The following is a 20549-nucleotide window of genomic DNA, read 5'->3' as shown; positions in this document are numbered from 1 at the left end:
GCGCTTGCCGCAGATCCGGTCGGCGGCTTCCCATAGCGTGATCAGGGCATCCCGCACCTCATCGTCATACCGCCGTTGCGGGCCGGGCCTCGCGCTCGGAGGTTGAGGCTCCCGGCACAGAACGCGGATAGCGTGCTTGCGGTGATAGCCGGTTACCTGAACAAACTCGTCCAGTATCTCGCGCTTCTCATTCCGGTCCGAACGGCGGTACCGCTCACCGACTGCCTCGGTCAATTCCCGTCGTGTTGTCATGCTGAGCTGCCTCGCCATAAGTCGCTCCCGCCAGCATTCTGACGGGTAGCAAATTACATGAGGCAACGACCCTGGCTCGGTAACAAAAAACCTGAGTCAATGCGCCGGACGTCCTGCTTGACGCTATCCATTAGGAAGATATTGTTCCGCCGTGAGCGGCGGAAGTGGAAGAACCGGCGAAGCGTCGGTTTTTTTGCGGTGGCGCGGCATCGTCCCGGTAGGGGGACCATAACGGGGGCTCTGACGTCAGATCTGCTGGCGCAGGGATGACAAGAACGGCTACGGTGCCATACCGCGATGCAGGCGAGGCAGCATGGATTTCGACGTGAAGCCGCGCGCGTGAAGCCATCAATGGCTCGTGTGACAAGTTCGGGTCGCCCCACACCCGTACGGTAGCGCGCAGACATGTCTGCTAGGCCGATACAGAGTTGATCCGTGACACCGAATCACCTTTGCAAGGATCCCGATGGCGCGCTACCAATTCGAAGGAGACCTGACGCATCTCGAACGGATCATTCCGTTACTTGTGCACGGAAATCCCCTCGCGCTAGCGTACTGGCGGCGTCGCATTTCGTCGCTATCGCCGCAGCAGAGTCTGCTTCCCGACGGAACCAGGCGCGTAACCCGACTGCTTAACGTATTCGATGAAGTCGAGCGCGCATTGATATCAGGCAAGGCCACCGCCCGACGGTCACCGGGATGAACCGTGACGAGTTTACGTCTCAGTCACAGGGTCTTCAAATCCGGCAACAGGCGCTCGACTTCCCGCTTCATTACGGTGCAGCACACAGACATGCCTGAGGTAGCGGGAGGCTGCGGTGACGCCTCTCAAGACCGCGTAGACGGGTGGGTCCAATGGTGCCGGAGTGGCGGGAATGGGGCCTGCTCACGATGGCGGGCGAAGAGAATTTCCGCCTGCATCGCATCGACGAGGCCCTATCACTCCTTTCCCCCACCGTTGATCCCGCTTCCAATTCGCCATACCTGCTTTCCCCGCTCGGAGAGCTCGCCGCAACTATGCTCCGCGTCGGCCTCCGTTCCTTCTATCGCCATTTCGCCGCCGGCCTGTTCCTGTGCCTTTTGCTTCTGCCTGTGCCGCGCTGCCATGGCTTCATCGTGCGACCTGCCTGCGTAATTCATGGTCATTTCGCCAACTCCTCCAAAAAGTAGTCTTTGCAACCTGCCAATCTGCCCAGCGCGTGTCATTTCTGGAGCGACAATCCCAATTGCTTGCGTAGCCTGTCCAATACATGGTGTTCACCCATCCAACGGATCTCCCGCTTGCGCAGAAGGCTGCGCCTGTACCGCTGCAGCGACACGCCGAACATCAGCGCCAGCCCGACCGCGATTCCCCACATTGCGTACGTCATATCATCCTTTTCAATCTGTTCTCGCTTTACATCAGGCGACAGACCGCACGATAGAGAAATAGCACGCGCGCGCCCCAGCGTTTCCAAAAATCATGTTGAATCACTCAGTGCTTATGGCGCAGCCAGTCCTTGATCGGATGCGCGTCTAGCCAACGGGTAACCGGCTCGTCCTTGTGTTCTCGCCTGTATCGTGCCGCTGCGAATATCGCGACGCATAGCAGCACCACGATCCCCACTACAAAACTGATCATTGACTGGCTCATGGCAACCCCCTTTGAGGTCAAACGCATGCTTATATTTTAGGTGACCAGAGAAATAGCAGGAGCCATCTTCATTCAACGCTCCTTGTTTCGCGCGAACCTCGCAGCTGCATAGTGCGAGACAGGCTTTCTCGACCGTCGCCGTCAGGCGAACTCGCCCGCATCTCTTGTGGCGGCCGCTGGCGCGAGATTCACGTCAGAAACAATCTGGAGACGGTGGCGAGCCGGCACATGCCCGGGCGCTGCACCATCCGGGCCAGCGCGGATCTTCCGTACGAGTCTTATTGCAGGCGGGACGTTGGCCAACTACGGCGTCGAATCCATGCTCGCTTCGCAATCCCGCCGGAACGGTGGCACGAACGACCGCTGCGCCTCGGACGCTGCCGTTGAGCTGGCGCCTGGACGAAAGGCCGTTTCAGGCTACCTTGCTCTTAAATGCAGCACAGGCGATGGTGGCACCCCTGATCGCCGTCACAAGCCAAGCGGCGTCGCCCCCTTTAAAGGTGTATAGGGCGCTCCACGAAGCCGGGAATTGACAGATCAGGAAACATTCTCGCGACAGGGCTGTAGCTCATGAAATCAAATACCGGTTCTGTGGCCCGGCGACATACTGCTTGTTTGCGATTTCGAGAACCTTTTCACGAAGCTCGTCAAAGGCGCCAAGCACCGAGCGCTCGTCGGATCCAACGCCAGGCTGCAGATTTCTGAGCATCGCGTCGTCGACCATGAAGGTGATTTCCCGCGAATTGTCGTACCCCCAGAAACACACGCAATGTCGGGAGGCATCGTAGCTACGGCTGGGGTTGGGAAATTGAAGCAACGCGATCAGTTTTTCTCGTACACGGCCGAGTAGCGCCACTTAGTGGCGTTGGAGTCGATCATGGCGTAACTGGCGCGTCTTTTCTCTGCTCTCAGAGCATCCGCTGCGTCGAGTATATGAGCACGCGTCCTGCATTCGACGGCGTACTCGCTCTCCCTGCCAATTGCAGCCAAAGCGGGTTTGAGTTGCGATCGCATGTGGGGCCCCTAAGCTGGAGGTCGCTCATGGGCGACCGGTCTCCCCACTGTATACCTTTTGGCTGGCACCGACGTCTTTATTTACCTGAAATCCTTGTTCAGTTTTCCGAAACGTTATGCAAGTCGACATCGAAGATTCGCTCGGACGGCGACCGCCAGTCGCTTGTCCAGCGCTTTTTGCTCCGCCATCCGCAGGCGCTGATCATCCAAATGGCGACCACCGCCGTGTGTAGCTGTTGAAGTTCGCAAATTCCGCTAATGGTGTCCGTTGGAGCGCTAATCGTGTCCATTAACTCCGCTAACGCAGCCAAACACTGTTATCGAACATACGCATCTCGCGATGACGGCTGATCGCGTCCAGCGCAGCAGCGAAGTGACCTGACCGGCGAAATACAGAAGCGGGGACTGTTTCCAGGAGCTGAAGCAGTGGCCCGACAAGGGTATCGGTATTCTTCATGATTGGCCTCCCACGCCGCAGAATGCGGCGAATCGGTTCGAGACGATGCCCAGTAGCTCAGGAGTTGACGAGACGTACCAGTAGCTCTCTCTGGGACTGACGTGACCAAGATAGACAGAGAGCGTCGGAGCGAGTTCGGCGGCCGATGCCCCATCTTCGTACCGTTGCGTTGGGCGACGAACGGCGAACGAGTGCCGCAAGGAATGCAAGGTCGGGCGCCGCCCATCGGGTAGATGCAATCCGAGCTTCGCCGTCGCACATGAGAACCACCGCGACAGGGTGTCGTAATCGAGGGCTTGTCCGAAATCTGTGACGAAGAACAACGGTGCTCGCCTTGCGTGACATTTGTGCTCCCGCCGATCGGCATACTGCTGGAGGTGAACAGCGGTTGTCGGGTGCAAAGCTACGATGCGGGACTTCTTGAATTTGGTTTCGCGTAGAACAACATGGGGCGGCTCATTCCGCAAGTGCACGTCGCGTTCCTTGAGGTGCAATGCTTCGCCGACGCGTAGCCCGGAACTGGCAAGCAGCCCCAGTACCGCGACATAAGCGTCGGCGCGCAACCCTCCTTTCGGTCGCGCCGTCGCTGCTGCGTGCAGGATCGATTGCAATTGTTCCTCGTTCAGAATGTACGGGGGATTGCGACGCGGGGATGGCAGCAGATGATTGTCGGGGACTGAGGTTGCCGGATCGATAGCCTTTACGAAGCGTAGAAATCCCCGCAGGGCACTGAGAATAGCCACCTGGGTTGGCGGAGCACGGTGAACCCGCGTGACCCATTCGAGCACCTCCTTGGCTTTGATTGATTCACCTGGATGCTCGATGGCATGGTCTTGCACAAAGCGTGTGAGGACCCCGCCATGGGTATACCGGTAACCCAGCAGCTTGCGGTGTTCGACGTAACGGATCAGCAGATCCCGAAGTTCCTCACCGTTCATGATCTGTCTCTCGGCCAAGGCATGGCGATGCGCGCCAGCGAAGGCATGTCGAGCTTTGCATAGGTGGCGGTGGACTGGAGGGACTGATGACCCAACACATCGGCGATGTTCTTGAAGCTCATGCCACGCGTCAGCATGGTTGTTGCCGCGGCATGGCGTAAGAGATGTGCAGCACCGCGTGCGGAGGCAATACCTGCACGATTCAACGCCCGGCGGACGATCCTGGAAATTGCGCTCGAGTCTGTGAATGGTCGGGCCGGCGGTAGCGCTTGCAGGAAGATCGTCCTGTATGACGACGGAGGCCGTTCTCGTTTGATGTAAGCGAGCAATGCACGCCCGACGTCGCGGAGGAGCGGCAGGTCCCGGTCACGGCGGGACTTCGCACCTCGGATATGAATGATGCCGTCGGCCCAGTCCACGTCATCCAGACTGAGGTGCATGACTTCAGCAGCCCGCATCCCGGTTCTGGCGAGCAACAATATGATTGCTGTGTTCCGCAGCGGCTGAAACGTAGCAGCGTCGACCCCGCACTTGATGAGCCGTTCCACATCATCGTTCGTCAGGCTGGCTGGAAGCGTCGCGTGACGCCATCTCCTGATTCGAGGTAGTGCTTCCTCGAGACCGGACGGCACAAGACCCATCACGGTGAGAAACCGCAGCATCGCGCGCAGCGCGACGATTGGCGAATTCGATGGTCGGCGCCTCTTGCTCGAAAGTTCGCGGTGCAGATATCCGCGGAAATCTTCGATTGACAGGTCTTGCCAATTCGGTGGGTCGTCGCTGCACCAGACGTCCAGGAAGCCTCGGACAAACCGGCCGTACTTCCGGCGGGTGCCCTCTGCGAGGCCCTTGACGGCGCCCAGATACGCGTCAAACTCGCTGAGGAATTCGGCCGCGCACGTAATCGAACGTGTGCGCGTCTCGGTACGTTGCTTGCCGCACGTCAGTTCAGACTGTGCCATGATCTTCTCCTTACCGGCCACCACGGCCGGTAGGAAAAGTGCAGGACATTATGCGAACCGTTGCAACCCAGTTCGTCTCGCGCGATCCCGCCTGCAAAATCGCGGTGGCGCCGTCGTCTGCATGGCGCTTCGCCTAATTTCCCGTTGAGGGTAATCGCGAATATCTTAAGCTTCAGATATTAACGAATCCCGGTCAACCCTCAGTTGGGTCCGGCCAGTTGGATTTGAAGCGCATCCAGTTCCGCGTCGGTTTGTTCGCGGATAGCGCGCATCATGTGTTCCGCATCACGATCGATCGACGATCTGGGCGGCACATGCCGTTGGATCGATAGCTCGACCACCCGCGCCGCAACCGTGGTCGGTTCGCCCTGCGCTGCGGAGCCGGCGAGCTTCTCCATGCAGACGCGCAGGCGCTTGCCATAGAGCTTCCGCTGAGCCGCCGTCATGCTGTGGTCGATCTGCGCCAATGCCGCGGTCGCGCGCGAACCGGCCGCTTCGAGATCGCTCATCGACGCGACGATGACGTCGATGCCGAAGGGCTTCAGCTCTGCCCGGTAGGCAGCCGAGAAGGCCTCCATGGCCGCCTGCGACGCGCCCGATACGCCATCAAAGTGACGAGGCGTGTCCGCCGTCCATGAGCTGATCTGGACGATGCGTCCGTGCGCCATCCGCAATGCCGGGAGGAAGGCGTTGATCACCGCCAGCCCGCCGAACACATTCACTTCAAAACCCTGCCGGATCTCCTCCAGTGGGAGAAGTTCAAGCGGGCCTGGGGACAGGTGCGTCGTGTTGTTGATCAGAATATCGAGCCCGGAAGCGCCGATCGCCTCGGATACGCCTGCAGCCCAGGCACTTACCGGCTCCGCATTCTTCAGATCGCACACCGCCAGACTGACACGCCCGTTGGATGCACGCCGCAGATCCTCCGCCTCCTGTGACGAATTGGCGGTGCCGAAGACGATGTAGCGCTTAGCGGCGAGTCCAAGCGCGATCTCGCGTCCGAGCCCTCGCCCTGCACCCGTTACCACGACGGATCGACCGGGCCTTCTAGTCTGCCTAATCTGCGTCGGCATGTCGTGCGCCCTTTGCTCGAAGGTGGGAAGCCTCATCCTGTTCGAAGGCGTTCCTGCACGATGGGAGCGACTTCAGTGCCGAGGAGCTCGATCGACCTTTTCATCGCAGCCGTCTCGGGCGACGCGGTACTCATCTGGAAAGTGATGCGGGAGACGCCGCCGAGCGTTTCGCTGGCGCGCAGCATCTTCGCCGCGACTGTTTCCGGGCTGCCGACCAGGAACGCGCCTTCCGGACCGGCCATGTCGTCGAACTGCGCGCGCGTCGGCGGCGACCAACCGCGCTCGCGGCCGACCTTGCCGGTCAGGTGCGCCCAGCCGGGAAAGAAGGCGTCGCGCGCTGCGGCATCGGTCTCACCGACGAAACCCATCGCGTGAATGCCGACCTTGAGTTTGGCAGGATCATGTCCCGCCTCGGCGCCTGCCTCGCGGTAGTAATCGACCGCCGGCCTGAACCGCTCGAACGTCCCACCGATAATGGCCACCATCAGCGGAAGGCCGAGGGTGCCGGCGCGCGCGAACGATTGCGGCGAACCACCAACGCCGACCCAAAGCGGCAGGCGTGGCTGATGAGGCCGCGGGAAGACTCCCTGACCATTGAGTGCTGGCCGGAATCGACCTTGCCAGGTCGGGTGGCTCGTTTCGCCGAGCTTCAGGAAGAGCTCGAGATTCTCCGCAAACAAGTCGTCATAGGCACGCGTATCGAGACCGAACAGCGGGAAGGCCTCGCCGAACGACCCCCGCCCGACGACGAGCTCGGCGCGACCCTTGGAGATCAGCTCGATCGTCGCGAATTCCTGGAAGACGCGCACGGGGTCCGCAGCGCTCAGCACCGTCACAGCGCTGGTCAGCCGGATACGGCTGGTGCGGGCAGCGGCCGCGGCGAGAATGATCGACGGCGCGGAATCCAGGAATTCCACGCGATGGCGTTCCCCGATGCCGAACACGTCGAGCCCGACACGGTCGGCGACCTCAACCTCGTCAAGCAGGTCCGCCATACGATCTGTCGCCGACGGAAGCGCGCCGGTCGTGGGATCGGGCAGGATCGCCGCAAAGCTGTCGATGTCTATTTCCATGGGAGATACTCCTTCCGTTTCATGTCGAGCAGCTTCCTGGCTATGCCGATCGGGCATTGATCGACCGCGCCGGATGGCCGGTCTTCCCTCCCCAACAAAGCTGACCGACTGCGCCCTAGGCAAATGGTCGGTCCCGCAGGGATCACGCGAGCACCTCCGCCAACTCAGCCAGGTTTCCGAAGGGGTCAGCGAAGAAAGCGATTCGGCGGCTGATAGCCTCGACCAAGATCGGTTCGACGACGATTTTTACGTCGCGCCTACGAAGCTCCTCCACGGTCGTCTCGATGCTGGCCACATTCAGACAGAAGTCGTGATAACCGGCATAGGCCAAGCTGCTCTCAAGGTCCGTGAATGGATGCGCGTCCTGCGGTGCGGGTGCTGATCCACCGGGTATCTCGATGTAGAAATCATCGTCTGTCGGGGGAGCGATAAAGGCGAGCGTCAACTGGTCAACCTGCCACTCGGCCACCACGCGGAAATCGAGCACCTCGACATACCAGCGCTTGAAGGCTTCCAGATCAGGGGTGCGGACTGCCACGTGGTGACCGCGCATGTCAGCGAATGGAGAATTGCCGTTGGGTGCTGGCGGTATGAAGTCAGCCATTGATGATCCCTTTTACATTGGCGGGTGTTAGTCGGCGACGACTGGCATCGCCTTGAAGTCACCTGTCAGCAGAGTGGCACGGACGGATCATGCAAGACCGCATCCCGCGAGCACCGCATTGAATGCGAGCGGCGGCACATCAAAACCTGAAAGTCGTCTGTAGGCCGATCATCTTGATGGTCTGCGCCGAGCCTGTGTCACGGATGAAGTCACCGGGTTGGAAAGCACTGAGCGATCCCGTGACGTTCAAGTTCGGCGTCGCCTGCCAGCTTACGCCAAGTTCGATCTGCTTTCCGATGAACCGCGCGTCGCTATCCTTGCCGCTGCGCACCAGAAATCCGGGGATCGAGTAGATTCCGTCGTGAGTGCTCTGACGCCAATAAGCCACCCCAGTCAGCGACACCGCGACATTCTCGTGCGGATAAACCGTAATCGATGGTCGGACGTGGATGAGGTTTCTTGGACCGATCGGCGACAATGCTCCGAAATACTTGCCGTTGGGGAAAAGCGGATTCAGTGTTCCCAGCTTCGCATCGTTTGGGTCACCGTCGCCGGATACGACGTCGGCCGTGAGACCGACCTCGGGCCGCAGGTACGTGTCCCGGAAGCGATACCGCGTCTCGAACCCCGCACCCCACGCCTCCGATCGGTGGCCGGCAAACGTGCCGCGCTGGTACGCGGCCTCGACGTTCCAATACCAGGTGCCATTGTCTCCGAAGATCCTTGAACCGAAGGTGTGCGCCAGTTGCCTGCCGGATCCCTGATCGAAGACAGCGTTTTGATCATCCAGGCCGATGTAATACACATCGAAGCCGTTCAAATGCGTCGCGTCGAGCCACTGTGTGGCGTAGACGCCCCATACCTCTTTGTTGCGCGAGCGTCGGTCATTGAAGTCCCCCAGCCTTGTGTCGACCGGCTGAAGGTAGAAGCCGGTCACTTGGCGTGTCTTGCCGGTGTAGATCGCTTCAAATCCGTCGAACGGCAGCGGAACGCCGGTTCCGTAGCGCCTGTCGATGAACCGTCCCGAACCAAATGACACCAGCTTCCGCCCGGCCGATAGACGGAGCGAGTCATCGCCCGCCAGGGCGAAATCCACGTCGACAAAAGCCTGCAGCATGTCGACGCCCGTCGCGTCCGCCGGCCCTTTCGGCCGATCCGTCCCTGAAATCCCCGAAAGGATGGGCATCGCAAAAAACCGGACGTTGCCGACGTGGAGATCGGCGTAAGGCATCAGGCGATTCCAGACGTAACTGTCGTTCGGCGATGCCCCCCAGTTCACATTATCGTAGCCTTCGAAGCGTGAACGTGCCTCGAGGCCAGTTGTAAGGTAAATAGAGCCGTCGTCGTTCAGCGGAATGTATTTGAACGGCTCCGCCCAGTCGCCCGTCCGTTTCGCGGGATCGGCGAGCCATGACCAATCTTCCGAATAGCGCTCGATTGTCAGTGTCGGGGCGCGTTCCACGTTGGTCGAAACCTGCGCACTTGCCGCGAACGGTATCGCCGCAGCGGCCGCGACGAACATCAAGCGCCATCCGGCATTCGCCAGCGAAGAGTTGCGTTGACCGCCATCGCGGGAGGGAAGACGTCTTGCGCGTTTGACCCGTAGCATGGTGATGGCGAGCATCGACATGACACCGGCTCTCAACAGCGCGCCTGGCCGATACTCGCCAACCATTGCGATCAGCCCGCGTCGGTCTCGACAGGGGTCTTGAGGAGCTGCTGCTCCCACAGATACGCAATGCCGCTGCCGCCGAAGTGCTGGATGAGAATCTCGGTCAGTTCTTCGACATGCTCGGTACGCGCCCAGTCGCGCTGCCATTCGCCAGCAAGCGCCATCACGGTCATCGGGTTCGCGCCAGCCGCGATCATCCGCTGGACGGCAACCTCGTGAGACTCCTTCGAAATGCCGCCCGACGCGTCGGTGATCACCGTCACGTCCCAACCTTCGCCGGCGGCCTGGATCACAGGCATCGCGACGCAGACTTCGGTCCACAGGCCCGCGACAATGAGTTGCTTGCGACCGGTCGCCTTGACCGCGTCCACGACCTTCTCGTCTTGCCAGGTGTTGACCAAAGTCCGGTCGATCACCTCTTGGCCCGGGAAGACGTCGGTGATCTGTTTGAAGAGGACGCCACCGCGACCCGCGATCACGCTGGTGAGAACGGTCGGAACATTGAAGGCTTTTGCCAGCTTCGCCAGCGCCGTCGTGAGGTTGACCACCGCCTGCGGATCGTGGCTGTTCAGGTTTGCGAGCTGATAGGGCTGGTGGTCGATCAGAACGAGCACTGAATCTTCGGGGCGAAGAAGCGAGTCTAGGCCGTTGCGAAATGTCATGGCGGGTCTTCCTTCCTAAATTGGTTTCGTGGATCGCTGAGGCATCGAACGAGACGACGCCCCCGGTTCGAATGTTGCCATTCCCCTTTCCGGTGCGGTAGCATCGCCGGATGATATGCTGTGTCGCACGAAGGGGAACGCTGAATGGAAATTGAGGATTTGCGGACGTTCGTTGAAGTCGCGGATGCGGGTGGCGTGACGCCTGCATCGCGCCGGCTCGGCATATCTAAATCGATGGTCAGCCGGCGGCTCGTCCGGCTCGAGGCGGAGTTGAGTGTCCAGCTCCTCGCCCGCACCACGCGGGGTGCCGCGCTCACCGAAGCGGGGGCGACGTTCCGGGAATACGCAGCGCGGGTGGTTGCCGAGATCGACCTCGCCAAAGAGACTGTTCTGCCGGCGGGCGAGTTGAGAGGACGCCTGCGCGTCGCAGCGCCGCTGTCATTCGGACCGACGCACTTCGCGCCCGTCCTCGCCGACATGGCGCGGCGCTATCCGGAGTTGCACATCCACGCGGCCTATACGGATCGGTTCGTCGACCTGATCGCAGAGGGATATGATTGCGCGATCCGCGTCGGAATGCTGCCCGATTCCAACCTGATCGCAAGAAGAATTGGCCCGCTTATCGGTAAGTATGTCGCGTCGCCGGCTTACATCGAGAAATGCGGATCCCCCGAAACGCCTGAAGAGCTCGTGACCCATCAGGCGCTGATGCAGGGAACCGAGACATGGCTCGCTACGGTCGGTGACAAGGTCATCACGATGCGGCCGCAGGGTCGGTTCAAGGCCGACAACGGCGTTGCCCTCATTGCCGCTGCGGTCGCAGGGATCGGGATCGCAGCTCTCCCTAACGACTTGATCCAGGAGCATCTGGACTCGGGCGCGCTGGTGCAAGTGATGCCGCATCATCCTATTCCAGAGCACGGCATCTACGTCGTACGGCCCCCGGGACAGCACCCGTCGCGTAAGGTTCGGGTCCTCACCGAGATGCTGATCGAGTGTTTCGGGCGCTCGACCGAGGGTACGAAAGCGCTCTCGACATAGAGACTGCGGCTGTCGGGGTCGAACAAAGGGCACGGCCAGCCTACATACGATCCTGTTGGCAGTTATCGCGATGTCAGCACGAAGCGCCTATCAGAATGGCAAAACGCTATCGTCAATGACGATGTCGCATCCTCTGCGGGAACGCTCGAACAATCCGATCCACGGAAGCCGTGTCTGGGCACCTAGTACTACTGTGTTAAAAAATAAGGCATTATTCGCTTGTCTTCAACTGCGTTATGAGGAGAGCGATGGAAATCTCTGCGAAGCGGTTCGAGGAGTACGTGTCTCTGAGATGGCCCAGTCGCTTGGACACGCTGACCGTGTCGAGCCGTTTCGCGGCTACTGCACGGGGTTGATGCTGCCGGTTAAGCGTAAGAGCGTTGAACCCATGGCGGCGCATTTGTCGCCAGACCGGGTGCGTTCGGAACATCAACGTCTGCATCACTTTGTGGCCGATGCGCCGTGGTCGGACGACTTGGTGCTTGATGCGGTGCGCAGTTACGTACTTGAGCGAATTAGCCGGCGCGCGGGTTCGCCTGAGGCGCTGATTATTGACGATACCGGCTTTCCGAAGAAGGGTAAGCACTCGGTCGGGGTCGCTCGGCAGTACTGCGGCCAATTGGGTAAGCAGGACAACTGCCAGGTCGCAGTCAGCATCTCGCTTGCCAATGAACACTTCAGTCTGCCGGTGCGCTACCAACTGTATTTGCCGCAAAGCTGGGCAGATGACCCGCAACGGCGTAAGCATGCCAAAGTGCCCGAGGCGCTTGAGTTCGTCACCAAGCCGATGCTCGCGCTGCAACTGCTTGAGAACCTCGGCGAAGTGGAATCGCTGCCCGAACTGGTTCTGGCTGACGCCGGTTACGGGGCGAGCACGGAGTTCCGCGAGCAACTCACGGCGATGGGCTTCACTTATATGGTCGGGGTGACCGGGACGGTCAGCTTGCAGTCGCAAGCGCTGGCGCCGCTGCAAGCAAAGGAGCTGGCCATGCAATTGCCGTCGCGACGCTTTCGCACTGTCACGTGGCGCGAAGGCACCCACTGCGCCTTGTCGTCGCGTTTTGCGGCGGTACGGGTGCATTGCGCCTCCCGCGCAGCCCGGCCAGGCGAGGCCAGCGCGGAGCAATGGTTGTTCATCGAGTGGCCCACGGCAGAAGTCGAGCCGACCAGGTATTTCCTCAGTACGCTGCCGGCTGATACGCCAATCAAGGAACTCGTGCGACTCGCAAAACTGCGCTGGCGTATTGAGCGCGATTACCAGGAGCTCAAGCAGGAACTCGGCTTGGGGCATTTCGAGGGACGCAGCTGGCGCGGCTTTCACCACCACGCGACGCTGTGCATAGCGGCTTACGGTTTTCTCGTCACTGAACGTTTGGTGGTGCAAAAAAACTCCAGCTCATCGGTTACTCGGCGAGGTGTCTTCCTTACCCAAAGGCTTCCGGCCCCGGGGCGCCCCTGCGTAAGCAGCGACACGTGGCGGATTCAATCACAACGTTGCGATTGGAGCTTGCTGCCGCGCTACTTGCTTGCCTTGAACGGTGCCCGTGCTGCGGCCGGAAAACCGAGTAGTTGTTAACACAGTAGTAATAGGGACGATAGTCGCGCAGAGGCGTTGCGGATCATGGGCGCCCAGGTGGTTGTCGGCGATCTCCTGGTCCATGACGATGCAATCCGGGCGCTCGCCGACGTCAGTGCAGCGTACTTCTGCTATCCGGTTCGCCCAGGGATTATTCCAGCAATGGCCTATTTTGACGACGCGGCCAGGCGGGCAAACGTGAAGCTCATCGTCAATATGTCGCAGATCTCTGCACGAGAGGATTCAAAAAGCCACGCAGCACGCGACCACTGGATTGCCGAGCGCATCTTTGACCGGTCGGGTGTTCCGACCACACATCTTCGTCCCACCTTCTTCTCGCAATGGCTGTTGTATCCGCACTCACGCACAGCGATTATCGAACAAGGGATCATCGACCTGCCGTATGGAGCGGGTCGCCATGCGCCGATTGCAGCGGAGGACCAGGCACGCCTGATCGCGACAATACTCGCCGCCCCAGATGGACATGCCGGAAAGACCTATAACCTCCATGGACCAGTCGAGCTTGATCAGTCCGGAATCGCTGCAGCGGTAAGCGGGGTCTTGGGTCGCGAGATTATCTATCAGCCATCGACCATCCCACAATACCGCGAGCGCCTGGAGAATGCGGGCCTGCCGGAATTTCTGATCCAACACTTCTGCGCCATCGCCGTTGATTACAAGGACGGCATTTTTTCCGGCGAAGATGAGGTTATTGCGAGACTCACAGGGAAGGCACCGATGACCGTTCAGGCGTTCGTTTCCAAGCACCGCAACCAATTCGAAGCCGGTACCGGAATCTGAACGGTCGGTCGGCGCAACGGCCCGCATAAAACGCCAGAATCGCAGCATCAAATATTACTCACAGGAGAAACGAAGTGAATGTAGATCTCTCGGGCAAGATCGCCCTCGTCACAGGTTCAACAGAAGGCATTGGTTTTGCGATTGCCCACGCGCTTCATAACGCCGGGGCCGACGTTGTTGTAAACGGTCGCACCAGACAAAAGGTCGATGCGGCCATTGCGCGCCTTGGGGCGCGCGCGCGGGGTCATGCCTTCGATCTCGCCACCGCCGACGGTTGTCATGGCCTGATCGAAGCCGAGGTCGAACCAGACATCGTCGTAAGCAACCTCGGGATTTTTCAACCGAAAGATTTTTTTGATACCGATGACGAGATCTGGGATCGTCACTGGCAGATAAACGTCATGGCGGGTATGCGACTCGCCCGTGCTTATTTGCCAAGGATGGCAGAAAAGGCGTGGGGTCGTTTCGTCTTCCTGGGTTCGGAATCCGCATTCAACGTCCCCGTAGAGATGATTCACTATGGCATTAGCAAAACGGCGGACGTGGCTCTCGCTCGCGGCCTCGCGAAGCGTATGGCAGGCATCGGCGTGACAGTGAATTCGGTCCTGCCCGGGCCGACTTTTACCGAGGGAGCGGGCGAAATGCTTAAGGACCAAATCACGGCCGACGGGTCCTTTGAGCAAGTCGGTATTGACTTCGTGAAGACCTATCGACCGACCTCTATCATCCAGCGACCCGCAACGGTAGAAGAGGTTGCGAATATGGTGGTCTATGTCGCCTCCAGGCAGGCATCAGCGACGACCGGTGCTGCGCCCAGAGTCGACGGTGGCGTGGTCGATTTCATCGTTTGACATCGGCCTTCGATCAGCCGGACGCTAGTGCTCGCTACCCTCATTGACCGCGATAGGCCGGCCTGGCCGCTGGTCAATTCATTGCGCTTGCTCATTGTGCTTCGGTATGAGGCGGATAGATACCGTGTCGGCTATCCATCAGCGATTCCCAAAGAGCCGCTACCTCGCCGTCTGACTTGCGGCCGAATGACCCGCTGCTTTTCGCAATCAGTCTTCATCTCGGGCGGCAGCGAACTATCCGTTGTACTGCTCGCCATTGTGAAAGTCATTGACGAACTTCTCCGCAATGAAATCCATCACAAGGCGCACAGCCGCCTGCCGTCGCATGTCCACGTGGGCGATCAGATAGATATCACGCGACAGTTTTTCTGCGCCCACAGGCAGCGCGATTACGCGTTTATCGTCTGCCGCAAAAAAATGAGGCAACGCGGCAATCCCCAGACCTCCGCGCGCCGCGGCAAGCTGGCTCACCAGATCGTTGCTCCTGAATCCGATGCGGCGGCCATCCGCGAAGTCAAGTAGCCATACTTGCTCCGGTACGTGATCGAGTGCCGCGTGATAAGCAATGAACTGCCATTCGTCGGATGGCCGGCTGATGTAGCCCTGCGCTGCATACAGCCCATACGTCACGCTTCCGATTCTCCGGGAAACATAACTTGCCTCGGTAGGTTGAGTCAGGCGGACGGCAATATCCGCCTCCTGACGACTGAGCGAGATCATCGGCTGCGTGCCCAGGAGCGTCAGTTCAATTTCTGGATGCCGTGAAGCAAGTTCGGCAAAACGTGGCGCGAGGAAGACGCTCGCGAAAGCAGGCGGTGCACTGACAGTGACTCTCGCCCGCGCTCCCGTCTTACGGCTTCGTACTGCCCTTTCCAATGCATGAGCCTGCGCCTGCATGCCCTCGGCGACGCGCGCAACGTCGATGCCCGCATCGGTCAGACGCCAACGTCTCGCAAGACGGTCCACCAGCGTTTCTCCCAGCGCGTGCTCCAGCGCTGCGATACGCCGCGCAACCGTCGCGTGATCGACCTGCAGCTTGCGCGCCGCACCCGACAGAGTGCCCGCCTCCGCCAGGGCAATGAAATGTCTCATGTCATTCCAGTCGAACATTGGTGCAAATTCTCACAAGCGATGTGAATGCTTTCCGGGTTCCCGACTTCCGGTACGAGTGCTATTTTTCATGACGCTTGACATCTTATCGCGATGCCGGCGCCGCGTGCATACGCCGCATCTCGCGGCATCCATTGATAGCGATGGAAGTTAACGATTTCCGAGGAGCCAGGTTGATCAGGATTCTTCCCTTATGCCTCGGCACGTTTGCGCTTGGCATCGACGCGTACATCATGGCGGGCTTGCTGCCCGGCATCGCCAACACCTTCGCGGTCTCTGCCTCCGTGGCAGGTCAAACAGTCACAATCTTCACTGCGTGTTATGCCGTTGCAGCGCCGGTGTTTGGCGCACTGACGGCAGGCAAACCCGTGCGGCGCGTGCTGGGCGCAGCGCTGGTCCTTTTCACGCTCGCGAACACCCTTAGCGCACTCGCAACAAGCTTCCCCGTTCTGCTCCTGTCGCGCGCGGCGGCAGGAGTCGGCGCCGGCCTATATGGTCCCAGCGCCTTCAGTGCTGCTGCAAGCATGGTTTCTCAGGAACGACGAGGCCGCGCACTCGGCCTCGTTGTGGGCGGCCTCGCGCTGGGCACCGCCGTGGGCGTACCGTGCGGTCTCATTGTCGCTGGGGGTTTCGGCTGGAGAAGCGCGATGTGGCTGATAGTGGCGCTAGGTGGAATCGCATTCACGGGCGTCGTATCGCGCATGCCCGAAATCGCCGCCTCGACACCACCTTCGCTTCGCCAACGCGTTGCAGTACTGGTCGATCCACGTGTCGCGGCAACTATTGCTGTTTCATTCGTCACATCTGCGGCATCAATCGGGCTTTACACCTTCGTGGCACCGCTGCTGCGCGCGAGCGGCGGCATCACTGACCCGTTGCCCTATCTGTGGGCCTGGAGTGTAGGCGGGGTTCTCGGCATCTACTTCTGCGGCGCGCTGATCGACGCTACCGGCCGCCCCGAATGGGTGATGTCCGTCGTACAGATTCTGATGGTCGCAGTTTTCGGGACCTTGGGACCAGCGCTGCCCTATCCCGTAGCGGCTCTCGCCCTGTTTGGTGTGTGGGGCGCCGCGGCGTGGTCCTCGCAGGCGCCACAACAACACAGATTGCTGACTTTGCATCCGGATAAAGCAAGCGTTGTCGTCGCATTACAGAGCTCCGCGCACTATCTCGGTAGCGCTGCTGGCGCTGCGCTGGGCGGGCTCGCCCTTGCCGCGGGCATCCGTCTTACGCAGTTGCCGATGTTATCTACAGCACTGGTCGTCATCGCCCTGTCAGGGCAACTCGGCATTGCCCTCTGGGCGAAGTCGGACCCGATCCGCTCTCGCCCAGGCGAGGCATGATCTAATCAAACAGGAAGTTCTCAATGAAAGCCATTCAGTATCGAAAATTCGGGGGCCCCGAAGTCCTCGAGTACGTCGGATTGCCCGACCCCGAGCCGCGAGCGGGCGAAGTGTTGATCGAAACCACTGCTATCGGTGTCAATTTTCCGGATATTCGGGAGCGCTTGGGTGTCTATAACCGGGCGGAGACGCAGGTCGGCGGCGTGACGCTACCTCAAGTCGGCGGGCTGCAAGTGGTCGGCCGTGTGCTGAATGCCGGCACCGAGGCGCACGACCACCTGGTTGGGCGCAAGGTGATGGCCCTGATGTCGAAGGGCGCTTACGCGCAACGTGCAGTGGCTCGCGCTGACATGCTCGTTGAACTCGAAGACGATGCCGATGATTTCGTCATGGCGAGCGTGCCGTGTCAGGGCGTAACTGCATTTCTCGCTCTTCAGGTTTGCACCGTGCTGCGCCCGGGCGAAAGCCTGCTGGTCCATGGCGCAGCCGGCGGCGTCGGCAACCTCGCCGTCCAGATTGCGAAAGTACTCGGTGCGGCCACGGTAATCGGGACCGCGAGCTCAGACAGCCGCCGAGCCTTCGTACTGAGCCGTGGCGCCGACCATGCGATTGCGTATGACTCGCCACACTGGCCGCAATCGGTCCTGAGCCTCACCGACGGGAAAGGCGTCGACGTGATCCTCGAAACAATCGGAGGCGACGTCTTCGACGAGAACTTCGCCTGCCTTGGCATGCTCGGCCGATGTGTTGTCATCGGTTCGACGCGCGGCCCCGGCAAACCTCTCGCGCCGCGTCGGTTGATGGCAAAAGCGCAAACGCTGACCGGAGTCTATCTGCCCTCGTTTTTTCAGCGCCCAGACCTTATCCAGCGTGGTCTGCGCTTCCTGAAAGACGGCATTGGACAAGGACTGATCCGACCGAGGGTTGCGGCTACGCTCCCGCTCAGCCGCGCGGCCGATGCGCACGCCATGCTCGAACGCCGGGAGGCCCAAGGCGTCATCGTCCTTGATCCGAGGTACTGATCAGTGGCGCTGCTCCAAGGCGTTCGCGCAGGTCAGCTCATGGTCCCGCTCGCTGAACGTTCTCCCTGAAAGATCGCAATCCCAGGATTATTTATGAGAAAAATATACCTCGTCGCGGCCGCGCTCGCCGGTGCGTTGATGTGTGTAGGGGCAACGCAGGGCGCGGAAACGGATGTGGCTCCTGTGAATCTTAGCTCTGCGCACCCATTGCCCGATGGGTCGCTTGAAGATGTGAAGAACCGCTTCAGGCAATTGACGTCGGCGGCAAACCGGCACGACGCTACGGCCATAGCGCAGATGTTCTGGGACTCACCTTCAGCGCTGCTGGTCGCCAAAAGCGTCGATCCGGCGGAGGGAAGCTGGGCGGGTTTTTGGGGATCTGAATCAGTGGCTCACAAGCTTCAGGACATATATGCTGCCGGCACACTCACCCTGTTCCCTGACTGGGTAAAGCTAAAAGCCGTGGGCATTTCTTCGACAGTCGCACAAACGTATGCGCCGATGAAAATCGCCGTCAACTACGGCGGCCAGGATCCATCTCCGCGTCCATTTATCATGATCATCCAATGGCTGAATTTAGATGGTCAATGGAAAATCGCCTCGGAAATCATCTTGCCCGTGCCATCGCCCTGATCCGCCACGGTTCAGTCGTAACACGCGATATAGCCGCAACTTACCGCTGATCCAAGTCGTCCTTGCCGATGAAGTTGGCCGCCGCCTGTCGTAAACATGGCTGCTGCCACAAAAATCATGGCAGCAGCGCTTTCTTGGCCTCCCGGAGGATGGAGGACGACAACTGCTCGTCGTTCACCATACGCGCCATGGTAAGTGCGCCCATCATGGTTGATAGCATGACGAGCGCCTTCTTCCTTGCCGCAGCGGGTGGCAGTTCGGTGAGACGGCTTGCGATCAGGTTGACAAGGTTCACGATGCCCTCCGTGGCCGCGTCGCGCACTTCGTCGCTGGAGCGTGCCAACTCGCTTGCGAGTGCGACGAAGGGACAGCCGCTGCCAGGATCGTCCCGATGCTCCAGAGAAAGATAGTCGTTGATTGCGACATTCAGACCCCGGACGTCGGTCGAACGCGACAGCGACGCTTCCATCGATTCGCGCAGCGAACCGGCGGCGAGTTGCAGCGACTCCAGTACTACGTGTTCCTTCGATGTGAAATGTTTGTAGAATCCGCCGTGTGTCAGGCCCGCCTGCGACATAAGATCGGCGACGGCAGTCCCGTCTATGCCGTTTTCCCGAAACCGGCTGGACGCCGCCTCGATGATGCGCTGGCGGGTCTCGGCCGCCTCCTGTCTGGATTTTCTCATGACCTCAATGATCTTTCGTGAATTTGGATTTGATATAACATCTAGCTCGTTGGTGCAAGTCGGAGACGCACTCATTGCGTAGGGAGTGATACGAAGTGTCGCGCCCTACGGATCCACCACCCAGCGCGGGGCACCCCGTTCTCCGCTAGCCGGTCGCCATCAGTTGATCAAGGGCGCGTCTGCGTCGACGCGATAGCCACTTGGAGAGGAATCCCCAAGATCAAGGTTATCCAGAAGTAAAGGACTTTTTTCGAATAGCTCCGCCGCCCACTCCACAAAGACGCGTGCTTTAAGTGCAACCTGCCGGCGGTGCGGAAATACGGCAGCAACCCGCATCGGCCTTGGCTGCCACTGAGACAGCACTTCGACGAGTGCGCCTGAGTTCAGGTACGGCGCAAGTATGAACCGCGGAGCCTGAATCAACCCCATGCCACGAGCACTGCATATTGCACAGGCCTCCGCGTCGCTGATTGAAAGCACAGCCGGCAAGCCGACCTCGACCGCATCACCGTTGATGTCAAACATGAAGTTCGCGACTCTTCCGGTAGCGTGTGAGAGGCATTGCACTGCCAGATGTTGCTGGAGATCCTCCACGCGTTGAGGTTCGCCGTAACGGAAAAGATAGTCGGGGCTGCCAGCAGTCACTATCTCCAAATCACACAATCGGCGCTGGATGACGCCTGGGTCTTCAGGTTCCCCCATGCGGATTGTACAGTCGAGGTTCTCATGGCGCGGGTGAATGGATTGATCATCCAGTCCGATCATCAGCTCCAGATCAGGGAACCGTTTTTGAAAGTCGTCGATGGCTGGCAAGACAACAATTCTTCCAAGCGCCATCGGCAACTGAACGGAAAGCCGACCTCGCGGTCCGTTCTGAGCGCTAGCCAGCATCTCTTCCGACTCCCTGATCTCGGCCAGGATCCGTTTGCAATGCCTGTAGTACTCCGCTCCTTCCAGAGTAAGGCCAAGGCGCCGGGTTGTCCGCTGCATCAGACGAATCCGCAAGTGTGCTTCCAGCTTCCTGACGACAACTGACACCGTCGAACGCGGAAGACGGAGCGCGTCCGCCGCACGGGAAAAGCTGTTCAGCTCGACCACCTTGGCGAACACCTGCATTGACTGAAACCGGTCCATATCGTCTCATTTC

Annotated in this window: 19 protein-coding genes and 3 pseudogenes; 7 read left to right on the top strand and 15 right to left on the bottom strand. The window is 60.0% G+C overall.

All coding sequences use genetic code 11. The annotated features are described in order from the left end of the window. The 12 genes and pseudogenes from BUE39_RS35745 to BUE39_RS30430 form a co-directional block, all read right to left on the bottom strand. A pseudogene (locus BUE39_RS35745) lies at positions 1-270 on the bottom strand (transposase); the annotation flags it as partial. Between the two features lie 921 nt (positions 271-1191). Continuing rightward, a complete protein-coding gene (locus tag BUE39_RS35740) occupies positions 1192-1398 on the bottom strand; it encodes a hypothetical protein (protein ID WP_073432370.1) in 207 nt (68 codons plus the stop codon). Between the two features lie 56 nt (positions 1399-1454). Next, positions 1455-1622, bottom strand: coding sequence for a hypothetical protein (locus BUE39_RS35265; RefSeq protein ID WP_167363317.1), 168 nt, complete (start codon positions 1620-1622; stop codon positions 1455-1457). 831 nt (positions 1623-2453) lie between these two features. Next, positions 2454-2741 carry a DUF1488 family protein gene (locus BUE39_RS30470; RefSeq protein ID WP_083086161.1) on the bottom strand — a complete coding sequence of 96 codons (288 nt, stop codon included), beginning with the start codon at positions 2739-2741 and terminating at the stop codon, positions 2454-2456. Between the two features lie 456 nt (positions 2742-3197). Continuing rightward, a complete protein-coding gene (locus BUE39_RS35005; RefSeq protein WP_159442608.1) occupies positions 3198-3356 on the bottom strand; it encodes a hypothetical protein in 159 nt (52 codons plus the stop codon). Further along, positions 3353-4294 (bottom strand): tyrosine-type recombinase/integrase, encoded by a 942-nt coding sequence (locus tag BUE39_RS30460; RefSeq protein ID WP_073432367.1) that lies wholly within the window; start codon positions 4292-4294, stop codon positions 3353-3355. The genes BUE39_RS35005 and BUE39_RS30460 overlap by 4 nt, the downstream gene beginning before the upstream one ends. After that, positions 4291-5256 (bottom strand): tyrosine-type recombinase/integrase, encoded by a 966-nt coding sequence (locus BUE39_RS30455; protein WP_073432366.1) that lies wholly within the window; start codon positions 5254-5256, stop codon positions 4291-4293. The genes BUE39_RS30460 and BUE39_RS30455 overlap by 4 nt, the downstream gene beginning before the upstream one ends. Before the next feature lie 200 nt (positions 5257-5456). Next, positions 5457-6329 carry an SDR family NAD(P)-dependent oxidoreductase gene (locus BUE39_RS30450; protein WP_073432381.1) on the bottom strand — a complete coding sequence of 291 codons (873 nt, stop codon included), beginning with the start codon at positions 6327-6329 and terminating at the stop codon, positions 5457-5459. Positions 6330-6361: 32 nt separating this feature from the next. After that, positions 6362-7402 carry an LLM class flavin-dependent oxidoreductase gene (locus tag BUE39_RS30445; RefSeq protein ID WP_073432365.1) on the bottom strand — a complete coding sequence of 347 codons (1041 nt, stop codon included), beginning with the start codon at positions 7400-7402 and terminating at the stop codon, positions 6362-6364. 142 nt (positions 7403-7544) lie between these two features. Next, positions 7545-8006: a VOC family protein gene (locus BUE39_RS30440; RefSeq protein ID WP_073432364.1), complete on the bottom strand. Its 462-nt coding sequence runs from the start codon at positions 8004-8006 to the stop codon at positions 7545-7547. Between the two features lie 139 nt (positions 8007-8145). Then, positions 8146-9636, bottom strand: coding sequence for an alginate export family protein (locus BUE39_RS30435; RefSeq protein WP_200799529.1), 1491 nt, complete (start codon positions 9634-9636; stop codon positions 8146-8148). 50 nt (positions 9637-9686) lie between these two features. After that, positions 9687-10340, bottom strand: a complete 654-nt coding sequence (locus BUE39_RS30430; protein WP_073432363.1) for a hydrolase — start codon at positions 10338-10340, stop codon at positions 9687-9689. Positions 10341-10484: 144 nt separating this feature from the next. Between BUE39_RS30430 and BUE39_RS30425 the strand changes: the two genes are divergently transcribed. The 4 genes and pseudogenes from BUE39_RS30425 (at position 10485) to BUE39_RS30410 (ending at position 14609) form a co-directional block, all read left to right on the top strand. Continuing rightward, on the top strand, positions 10485-11381 hold the full coding sequence (locus BUE39_RS30425; protein WP_073432362.1) for a LysR family transcriptional regulator: 897 nt from the start codon (positions 10485-10487) through the stop codon (positions 11379-11381). A gap of 248 nt (positions 11382-11629) precedes the next feature. Then, positions 11630-12844 (top strand): annotated as a pseudogene (locus tag BUE39_RS30420) (IS701 family transposase). Between the two features lie 137 nt (positions 12845-12981). Continuing rightward, a pseudogene (locus tag BUE39_RS30415) lies at positions 12982-13758 on the top strand (Rossmann-fold NAD(P)-binding domain-containing protein); the annotation flags it as partial. A gap of 74 nt (positions 13759-13832) precedes the next feature. After that, a complete protein-coding gene (locus BUE39_RS30410) occupies positions 13833-14609 on the top strand; it encodes an SDR family NAD(P)-dependent oxidoreductase (protein WP_073432361.1) in 777 nt (258 codons plus the stop codon). A 234-nt stretch (positions 14610-14843) separates the two neighbouring features. On the opposite strand, the gene BUE39_RS30405 is transcribed toward BUE39_RS30410, so the two are convergent. Then, positions 14844-15719, bottom strand: a complete 876-nt coding sequence (locus BUE39_RS30405; RefSeq protein ID WP_073432360.1) for a LysR family transcriptional regulator — start codon at positions 15717-15719, stop codon at positions 14844-14846. A 173-nt stretch (positions 15720-15892) separates the two neighbouring features. Between BUE39_RS30405 and BUE39_RS30400 the strand changes: the two genes are divergently transcribed. The 3 genes from BUE39_RS30400 to BUE39_RS30390 all read left to right on the top strand — a co-directional run bounded on the left by BUE39_RS30400 (position 15893) and on the right by BUE39_RS30390 (position 18717). Next, positions 15893-17062 carry an MFS transporter gene (locus BUE39_RS30400; RefSeq protein ID WP_073432379.1) on the top strand — a complete coding sequence of 390 codons (1170 nt, stop codon included), beginning with the start codon at positions 15893-15895 and terminating at the stop codon, positions 17060-17062. A gap of 23 nt (positions 17063-17085) precedes the next feature. Further along, positions 17086-18084 (top strand): quinone oxidoreductase family protein, encoded by a 999-nt coding sequence (locus BUE39_RS30395; protein ID WP_073432359.1) that lies wholly within the window; start codon positions 17086-17088, stop codon positions 18082-18084. A 93-nt stretch (positions 18085-18177) separates the two neighbouring features. Further along, positions 18178-18717, top strand: coding sequence for a hypothetical protein (locus BUE39_RS30390; protein WP_073432358.1), 540 nt, complete (start codon positions 18178-18180; stop codon positions 18715-18717). 115 nt (positions 18718-18832) lie between these two features. Here the strand turns inward: BUE39_RS30390 and BUE39_RS30385 are convergent, their stop codons facing one another. Both BUE39_RS30385 and BUE39_RS30380 read right to left on the bottom strand, forming a co-directional pair. Then, positions 18833-19402, bottom strand: coding sequence for a TetR/AcrR family transcriptional regulator (locus BUE39_RS30385; protein ID WP_073432357.1), 570 nt, complete (start codon positions 19400-19402; stop codon positions 18833-18835). Positions 19403-19561: 159 nt separating this feature from the next. Then, on the bottom strand, positions 19562-20536 hold the full coding sequence (locus BUE39_RS30380; RefSeq protein WP_073432356.1) for a LysR family transcriptional regulator: 975 nt from the start codon (positions 20534-20536) through the stop codon (positions 19562-19564). Positions 20537-20549: the final 13 nt, after the last annotated feature.

Source organism: Paraburkholderia terricola (assembly GCF_900142195.1).
Classification (GTDB): Bacteria; Pseudomonadota; Gammaproteobacteria; order Burkholderiales; family Burkholderiaceae; genus Paraburkholderia; species Paraburkholderia terricola.
Note: the sequence above shows the minus strand (reverse complement) of the source record. Positions and strands in the feature narration are given on the sequence as shown.